The 8,053-nt window shown below is 39.7% G+C and carries 5 protein-coding genes; all 5 read left to right on the top strand.

Going from position 1 to position 8,053, the window contains the following annotated elements:
* Positions 1 to 410: 410 nt before the first annotated feature.
* On the top strand, positions 411 to 1,769 hold the full coding sequence (locus KVY11_RS08745) for an MFS transporter (RefSeq protein WP_062032107.1): 1,359 nt from the start codon (positions 411 to 413) through the stop codon (positions 1,767 to 1,769).
* Positions 1,770 to 1,912: 143 nt separating this feature from the next.
* A complete protein-coding gene (locus KVY11_RS08740; RefSeq protein ID WP_234951833.1) occupies positions 1,913 to 2,473 on the top strand; it encodes a DUF4256 domain-containing protein in 561 nt (186 codons plus the stop codon).
* A gap of 963 nt (positions 2,474 to 3,436) precedes the next feature.
* Positions 3,437 to 4,915: a sodium-dependent transporter gene (locus KVY11_RS08735; RefSeq protein ID WP_004691884.1), complete on the top strand. Its 1,479-nt coding sequence runs from the start codon at positions 3,437 to 3,439 to the stop codon at positions 4,913 to 4,915.
* 9 nt (positions 4,916 to 4,924) lie between these two features.
* Positions 4,925 to 5,068 carry a methionine/alanine import family NSS transporter small subunit gene (locus KVY11_RS08730; protein ID WP_168158784.1) on the top strand — a complete coding sequence of 48 codons (144 nt, stop codon included), beginning with the start codon at positions 4,925 to 4,927 and terminating at the stop codon, positions 5,066 to 5,068.
* Between the two features lie 324 nt (positions 5,069 to 5,392).
* Positions 5,393 to 8,038 (top strand): isopeptide-forming domain-containing fimbrial protein, encoded by a 2,646-nt coding sequence (locus KVY11_RS08725; RefSeq protein ID WP_218288677.1) that lies wholly within the window; start codon positions 5,393 to 5,395, stop codon positions 8,036 to 8,038.
* Positions 8,039 to 8,053: the final 15 nt, after the last annotated feature.

The following is an 8,053-nucleotide window of genomic DNA, read 5'->3' as shown; positions in this document are numbered from 1 at the left end:
ACTCAGAAGTGAAACCTCTTAGCGCTGATGGTAGTGTGGAGTTATCCATGTGAGAGTAAGTCATCGCCAGCTCATTAATTCAAATCCCCCTAACTCAAATGAGATAGGGGGATTTTTTTATGCGGAAAATATTAAAAATAAAAAGAGTAGAGCGGAGAATACACGCTAAATTATAAAAAAAATGCATTTATATAAATTAAAATTATGTGAAATATCTATTATTTATCAAAGAATTCGAAAAATGCAAACTATTTTGTGTGATTTTTATACAACTTTGGTCTAGTTTTTCCAAAAAAAGCCCTTTCAATTGTTTTATTTATAGACAAAAACTGAATTATGATTCATTTTATATAAAAGTGAATTTGGATTCACTTTTTATAATAAAGCTCACAATTGGAGGTGAGGGAAAAATGACAGCGACAACAATGAATGTAAATGCTGTAATCGATCAGGCTAAGTTTAAGCCTTTTCATTTAACGGTTGTTTTGTGGTGCTTATTCGTCGTCTTGTTTGATGGCTATGATTTAGCAATTAACGGTGTGGCTTTACCACTTTTAATGAAAGAGTGGGGCATGACGGCTGTTCAAGCGGGAATGCTAGCCAGTACTGCCTTAGCAGGCATGATGTTTGGTGCAATGCTATTTGGGATGCTGGCAGATAAAATTGGCCGTAAAAAAGTCATTATTATCTGTGTTACGTTGTTCAGTGGGTTCACTTTTGCGGGTGGCTTTGCATCAAACCCGACTGAATTTGGTATTTTACGCTTTATCGCAGGTCTTGGAATTGGTGGTGTATTACCGAACTTGGTCGCTTTAACTTCGGAATATGCGCCTCAGAAGTTTCGTAGTACTTTGGTGACCGCGATGTTTAGTGGCTATGCAATGGGTGGGATTATGGCAGCACTACTAGGTGTTGCGTTTACGCCAACCTTTGGCTGGAAGATCATGTTTTTCATTGCGGGTATTCCATTACTGTTTATTCCTATTTTATGGAAATTCTTACCTGAATCAGTCACCTTTTTAGTGAAAGACCAGCAAACAGAAAAGGCACGCAGCATTATTCAACGTCTGGTACCTGAAGAGATTGTAACTTCAGATACTGTTCTGGTGCTGAATGAAGCTAAAGTCCCTGATGCATCTGTCGCTGCCTTGTTTAAAAATGGCCGTGGTATGGGTACAGTTTTATTTTGGTGCTGCTTCTTCATGTGCTTATTGATGGTTTATGCCTTAGGAAGCTGGTTACCAAAACTGATGATGGCTGCGGGTTATTCGATGGGCAGCAGTTTAATGTTCCTCCTTTCTTTAAATATTGGCGCGGTGATCGGCACTGCTGGTGGTGGTGTGCTCGCGGATCGATTCCACTTGAAACCTGTCATTATTAGCATGTTGACTGTCGGGGCATTTGCACTGGTGGGTTTAGGCTTTAATTCACCACAACCTGTAATTTATTTATTGGTTGCACTTGCAGGAGCGGCTTCGATTGGTTGTAGTATTTTGCTATATAGTTATGTGGCGCAATATTATCCATTGGCTGTTCGTTCAACCGGGTTGGGGTGGGCATCAGGGATTGGCCGTGTGGGTGCAATCGTGGGGCCAATTGTCATTGGTGTATTGTTGGGCATGGAATTACCACATAAGTTGAATTTTATTGCTGTGGCGATTCCTGCGGTGCTTGCTGCGATAGCGGTTTCTTTTATTCGTTTAAATAGTGCTGAAGAAGCAGTTAAAACTCAGGTGAAAGTTTCGAGTTCAATCAAAGCATCTTCTTAATCAAATCCCAAAAAGATAAAAGGCTCTCATTTTGAGGGCCTTTATTTTTGCAAAATGGGTGTACCGTTGGGTGATATTTGGTCGTGTTTGAAGGAGAGTGCTATGCTAAAGGTAGCATTAAATAGGGCAGTACAATAACAATGATTAAGCAGCAGAAAAAACTCGAACCTGAGCAAAGTGAACATTTATTCAATACCTTAGAACAACGGTTTCAACAGCATACTGAACGTCATATGCAAATTAGTTGGGCATTTGTCCGAGAACAACTTTTGCACTCTCCTGAAAAACTATATGCGTTACAACAAATGGAAATAAGTGGTGGTGAGCCCGATGTCGTGGCTTTACCGAATACACAAGATGTGTATTTTTTTGATTGTTCAATTGAGTCACCGAAGGGGCGACGGAGCATGTGTTATGACCGAGAGGCATTATTGAGTCGTAAGGATCATCCGCCTGAAAATACAGTGCTAGATTGGGTACAGGCGTATGGCTTAAGCTTAGTGACGGAACAACAGTATTATCTTTTACAGCAGATCTTTAATTTTGACTTGAAAACATCCAGTTGGGTTGAGACTCCAGCTGAATTACGTCAACAAGGCGGGGCAATTTTTTGTGATCAGCGCTATGGTCGTACGTTTACCTATCATAATGGCGCTGCTTCGTACTATGCGAGTCGAGGATTTCGGACTTATATTCAGCTTTAACTGTGGGATAGAGATAAAAAGAAACCCCGACATCCTGTCGAGGTTTCTTTGTATTTCAGTGTTTAGATACAACTCCTGTCATATCTCACATCCTGATGCTCAAACTGATTATTGTTGTTTTAAGTTTGGGAAACGTCCTGTTTCCTGATGGTTTAAATATACATGGTGATGGCTGTTGTTCAAACAGCATTTTAACCACGCTATTTGTAAGCCTAAGCTGACAAAAGTAAATGGCTTATATAATTTTTGCTTACTGCTTTAAATCAGCATCGTTTAAATAGGCTGATGAATACAGGATTGGTCTAGTGAAACTGAGGATGTTCTACGAAATGACTGGCTTTGATGGTTCTCTTTTAAATATAGAGCATCACTGGTATAGCGCGGTTGTAAATACGACTGCGTTGTAAGTACAGAACAATATTAAAAAGTTGTATGCATGCATGTGATGTTCATCAGAAACATGATCAATCTTCTCCGATGGAGTGGATATTTGAATAAAAATGTGAAAAGTAATGTTTTATACATACAATTGATGGCTTGAGCAGCCTTTAGATTGATTTTTTTAGTAGGTTGAACATCGTTGAGGGATATTAAAATTTTATGCAGCGAAATAGGTGGAATAAATCATTCCAAAAAGTTTGTTAATTTATAACTAATTTTGTACAATAAATAAGCTGATTAATTGAACGGTTGAATCAGCACACATTATAAAAATGGAATATTTGAAGCAGAAATTACAGAATATTTTTATAAAAGTGAGTATTGTTGAACCATATAAAAGGGAAGTTTAATCGACACACTTTAACCAAGGTTTTGTGAAAACTCCTCTGTTTGTCATTTAGAACCTTGCACCCAAAAGGTCGAAGCTAAATCAAACACTCAAGATTAATATTAAATGGTTCTTTTCTATTGCGAGATAACCAAATAAAAAGCAATTAAAAGGGACCTAGGTTTAGGTGTTTTATGTCAGGAACTCGTGAAAACTGGACATCACGATCTGGTTTTATTATTGCAGCTGTAGGTTCGGCTGTAGGTTTAGGTAATATTTGGCGTTTCCCTTATGTTGCTTATGAAAATGGTGGCGGTGCCTTTCTTATTCCTTATTTATTGGCGTTAATTACCGCTGGTTTACCTCTGTTATTTTTAGATTATGCAACGGGACATCGTAGTTCGGGGTCACCACCTAAAGCCTATCGGGCTTTGTTTAAAGGCGGTGAAACGCTGGGTTGGTGGCAAGTCTGTGTGTGTATCATCATTGGTTTGTACTATGCCAGCGTACTGACGTGGGCGGGAAGCTATGTTTACTTCTCGATTGGTCAGACTTGGGGCAGTGACCCTGAAAGTTTCTTCTTCAATACCTACTTACAAACTTCGAAAGCAACAGGTTTCGATTTACAGTTTGTAAGCCATTTATTTTGGCCAATCGTGGGAATTTGGGCACTGACCTTAATTATTCTGTTTGGCGGGGTTAAAAAAGGTGTTGAATTATCGAATAAGATTTTCATGCCTTTGCTATTCGTTTTATTCACCATTTTAGTGGTGCAATCACTTCGTTTACCAGGTGCAGCAGAAGGCTTAAATGCATTCTTTACGCCGAACTGGTCTGCGATGATGGACTATAAAGTGTGGTTGGCGGCGTATGGTCATACCTTCTTCTCGCTTTCTGTGGGTTTCGGGATCATGGTGACTTATGCATCTTACTTAAAGCCAAAGACCAATTTGACAGGCTCAGGTTTAATCGTTGGTTTTGCCAATGCTTCAACTGAAATCTTGGCGGGTATTGGTATTTTTGCTGCATTAGGCTTTATGGCGCATGCCGCAGGCAAAGAAGTTCAAGATGTGGTCAGTGGTGGTATCGGTTTGGCATTTATTGCTTTCCCGAAAATCATTTCAAGTCTTGGTGCAGGTGCTGATTTATTCGGTCTATTGTTCTTCTCATCATTATTTGTTGCAGGTATTTCTTCCATGGTTAGTATCTTGGAAGTGCCGATTGCAGCGATGCAGGATAAGTTAAAATGGAGCCGTAAAAAAGCAGTTACCATTATCGGTGGTGGTAGTGCACTGGTTTCAGTGATCTTATTCTCAAGTGTGAATGCGATTAAACTGGTAGATATCGTGGATCACTTTATCAATAACATTGGCATTGTGGGTGGCGCACTTGTTTCTATTCTTTGTATTACTTGGTTTAAGCGTTCAGCATTGATTGAGTTGCGTGATCACGTAAATCGTATTTCTACCATTCAACTCGGTAAGGGCTGGGCATTTACCTTGACCGTGATTACTTCACTCGTGTTATTAACGACGTTGAGCATGACGTTATTTAATTTGGTGAAAAATGGTTACGATACCTATAGCATGAGTCTGCAAGGGCTATTTGGTTGGGGCAGTGTGATTTTCTGTGCTGTCGTCGCAATCGTACTCAGCAAAGTTAAAGATCGCTAGGAGAAAAAAATGAATACTTCAGCAATCGTAATGATGGTGATTTCAATGTTGTTTGTTTGGGGAGGACTTGTGTTGTCTATTCTCCACTTGATGAAAAATCCAGAAGAGCTCGATGATGTTCTTGAAGATGTGAAAGACCAGCATACGTTGTAATACCTGATATAAAATTTAACCCTGAAAATAGGCATTTACCTATTTAAAATAACGCCCGATGAGCTTCATTGGGCGTTATTTTTTTCTATGGAGGTAAAGTGAGTTGGCATCTTCAGCAGCTTCAATAAGCTTTTTTTGATGAGTTGATTTGGAGCTTATCGTTCACGTCCATTTGTCTCGAAATAAATAAGAATTTAAAGGACCAGAAAGCACAAAAAGTATGCTGTACAAATTTTATCTAATAAATATGCAATCACAATAACAACTATGATACAAAATAGTATAGAATTGTGACACAGTTTGTACTTTTGCTGGCTAATTCATATGAAAATTAACAAAAAGAAATTTTCTGCTCTGTCGTTTTTATTTTTTTTTTCATTAGAAGCACATGCATTTCCACAACCGGGAAGCTATATTTCTAACGTTGCATCTGGGGACTATACCGATGAGATGGGGAATGTTTTATTGGTCAATTCCAATCCCGTGGCATTGGAAGTGCAAAAAACGTACTCACTGACTTTAGTACAAAATCAAAACCAATATGGTGTGGTCGGTGGGGCGGTGAATCTGCCACATGTGTTAACCAATACAGGTAATACTGCTGATCGATATACATTGGGTCTAGTACAAAGTAGCACGGATAATTTTGATTTAAGTAATGTGAAGGTCTATGCAGACCGCGATCAAAATGGTTTAGCAGATAATACCGAAGACTTATTGGTGGGATCAATTGAGCTCAATGCGGGTCAATCTTTAGCAGTTGTGATTGTAGGTAGTATCCCGACAAATGTCTCTTTTAATCAGCTCAGTAGTTTAGACCTCAAAGCTGTGAGCCAGCAAAGTGCTACGCTTTCTGCACAAGTCACAGATACGATTCGCGTTGTCGATGATGCTGTGATTTCTCTCGTTAAAGCGCAAAGTGCAAGTGAAGGCAATATTGGTGACCTGATCACCTATACTTTGACCTATCGAAATACAGGGACAGCAACACGTCGTGTCGTGCTGCAAGATGTGTTGGATGATTCTTTAGAATACGTATCCGGGTCGGCAGTTTGGAATCAAAATAGCACAGCACTCACCGATGCAAATGATACAGAAGGATCTGCGAATACAGGAATAGCCTATCAACTTAAACCTGATGGGAAGAGTCTAGAAGCCAGTATTACGGCTGTTGCACCACTCACATCAGGCACATTGGCTTTTAAAGCCAAAGTGAAACAAGGTGCTGCCAATAAAATTCCAAACACGGCAGGTTTTGTACAATATGACATGGATAATACCACGGTAAAACTGAGCAGTTTCTCCAATACCGTGATCTATAATTTGGCTGCTGTCTATGGGGTGGTTTTAAATAATAAATCCAGTTCAGCAACGAACGTCGGTAACCCGAATAACAGTCCTGATAACTTAGTGATTCAAGCCAGTTTGAAACCAGGGCAAGAGGTTTTCTTTAATAACTATGTTTGGAACATTGGTAATACCACAGATACTTATAATTTAAGTTATAGCTCAAACAATTTGCCTAGCTGTGCCAAAGTTAATTTTTACACGCAGGACGGAAAAACTTTACTTACGGATACCAATGGTGACGGTAAAGTCGACACAGGTTCGATTTCAAATGCGGCGGTAAAACAAATTCAGGTTGAAGTATCGGCCTCTACAGGCTGTAGCAGCAGTGTCAGCAATATCAATATTGATGTGGTTGCGACATCCATTGCTTCAAGTACAGTCTCTGACCTGATTCGTAACCAAATTACAGTTTTGACTGCTGCATCCAGCAGCAGTGATTTATATAATGCTGACCAATCGGGTTTAGGCGTGGGGATCGTGGATAACGCCGGTCAACCCTTACGTACGGTTAAAGTTACTTCGGGTAAAGCGGTTTTTCCTTTGGTGGCAAAGAATAATTCAACCCAAGCCAATAACTATAATTTGTATGCATCCTTTAGCGCGATTGATGTCGCCAATATTATGCCTACCACTAAAACAGGTTTTAGCGTCAAATTTTATGAAGGTGATGCCAGCTGCCAAACGGTGGGTAAGCAAATTACCAATACGGGAACCTTAGGTGCAGGAGCAAGCAAGGCATATTGTGCAGTGATTGATGTTGACGTAAGCCAACAGAATTTTACAGCGCCGATTTGGTTTGCGATTCAATCACCAGTTAATCAACAAGCGGACTCGATTAAGAACCAAATTGAAAGTAATGTCGCACGCTTACTCACCCTGACCAATGATCAGCAAGGTCAGGTAAGTGTGGGTGGCACGATTGTCTATGCGCATACTTTAAAGAATTTGGGCAATATGGCAGAAGGTGCAAATGCAGGTTCTCAAGTGAATTTGAAAGTTGTACCACTTAGAAATGATGGCTTTGTTTATACCCTTTATTATGATGCAAATAAAAATGGTCAGATTGATAGTGCAGACCAAATTATTAGCGCAACAACCAGTTTAAATCAGCTTTTGGGTAGTGCGGGCTTATTGGCGCAGGCTGATATTCAACTTTTACTTAAAGTTCAGGCGGCCCCTTCTGCAACAGAAGGTGTGGTGAGTCAGGCGGATATCGTGGTTGAAGTTTCTGATTTTAATGGCATTCATTTAGATAACTTAAAAAATACAGATGTGACCACGGTTGCAACGGGACATTTACAGTTAGTTAAAACACAAGCAGCGAATAGTAGTTGTACCACTACTAATTTAGCATCTTTGAGTTATTCCACCCAGTTGGTTTCAGTCAAGCCAAATCAATGTGTGGTGTATAAGCTGACACTTAAAAATGATGGTGGTTCAGTGGTGAAGAATGTGCAGTTTAATGATGTTGTTCCAGCTTATACCAGCCTAGTAGGAACGCCTGTCATTGTTCCGTCAGGTACAAATTTATCTTCTGGTGACAAAGTTTCTGCTTTGGTGAGTAGTTTAGATCCAAGCCAAGAAGCCAATTTCTACTTTGTTATTCGTGTTAACCCTTAAGAGTAGGCTCGGAAA

Source organism: Acinetobacter sp. CWB-G5 (genome assembly GCF_019209785.1).
GTDB lineage: Bacteria > Pseudomonadota > Gammaproteobacteria > Pseudomonadales > Moraxellaceae > Acinetobacter > Acinetobacter johnsonii.
This window is presented reverse-complemented; position numbering and strand designations above follow the sequence as displayed.

Coding starts and splice junctions, on each gene's coding strand:
- KVY11_RS08735 (WP_004691884.1), top strand. CDS start 3,437: ATGTCAGGAACTCGTGAAAACTGGACATCACGATCTGGTTTTATTATT.
- KVY11_RS08745 (WP_062032107.1), top strand. CDS start 411: ATGACAGCGACAACAATGAATGTAAATGCTGTAATCGATCAGGCTAAG.
- KVY11_RS08725 (WP_218288677.1), top strand. CDS start 5,393: ATGAAAATTAACAAAAAGAAATTTTCTGCTCTGTCGTTTTTATTTTTT.
- KVY11_RS08730 (WP_168158784.1), top strand. CDS start 4,925: ATGAATACTTCAGCAATCGTAATGATGGTGATTTCAATGTTGTTTGTT.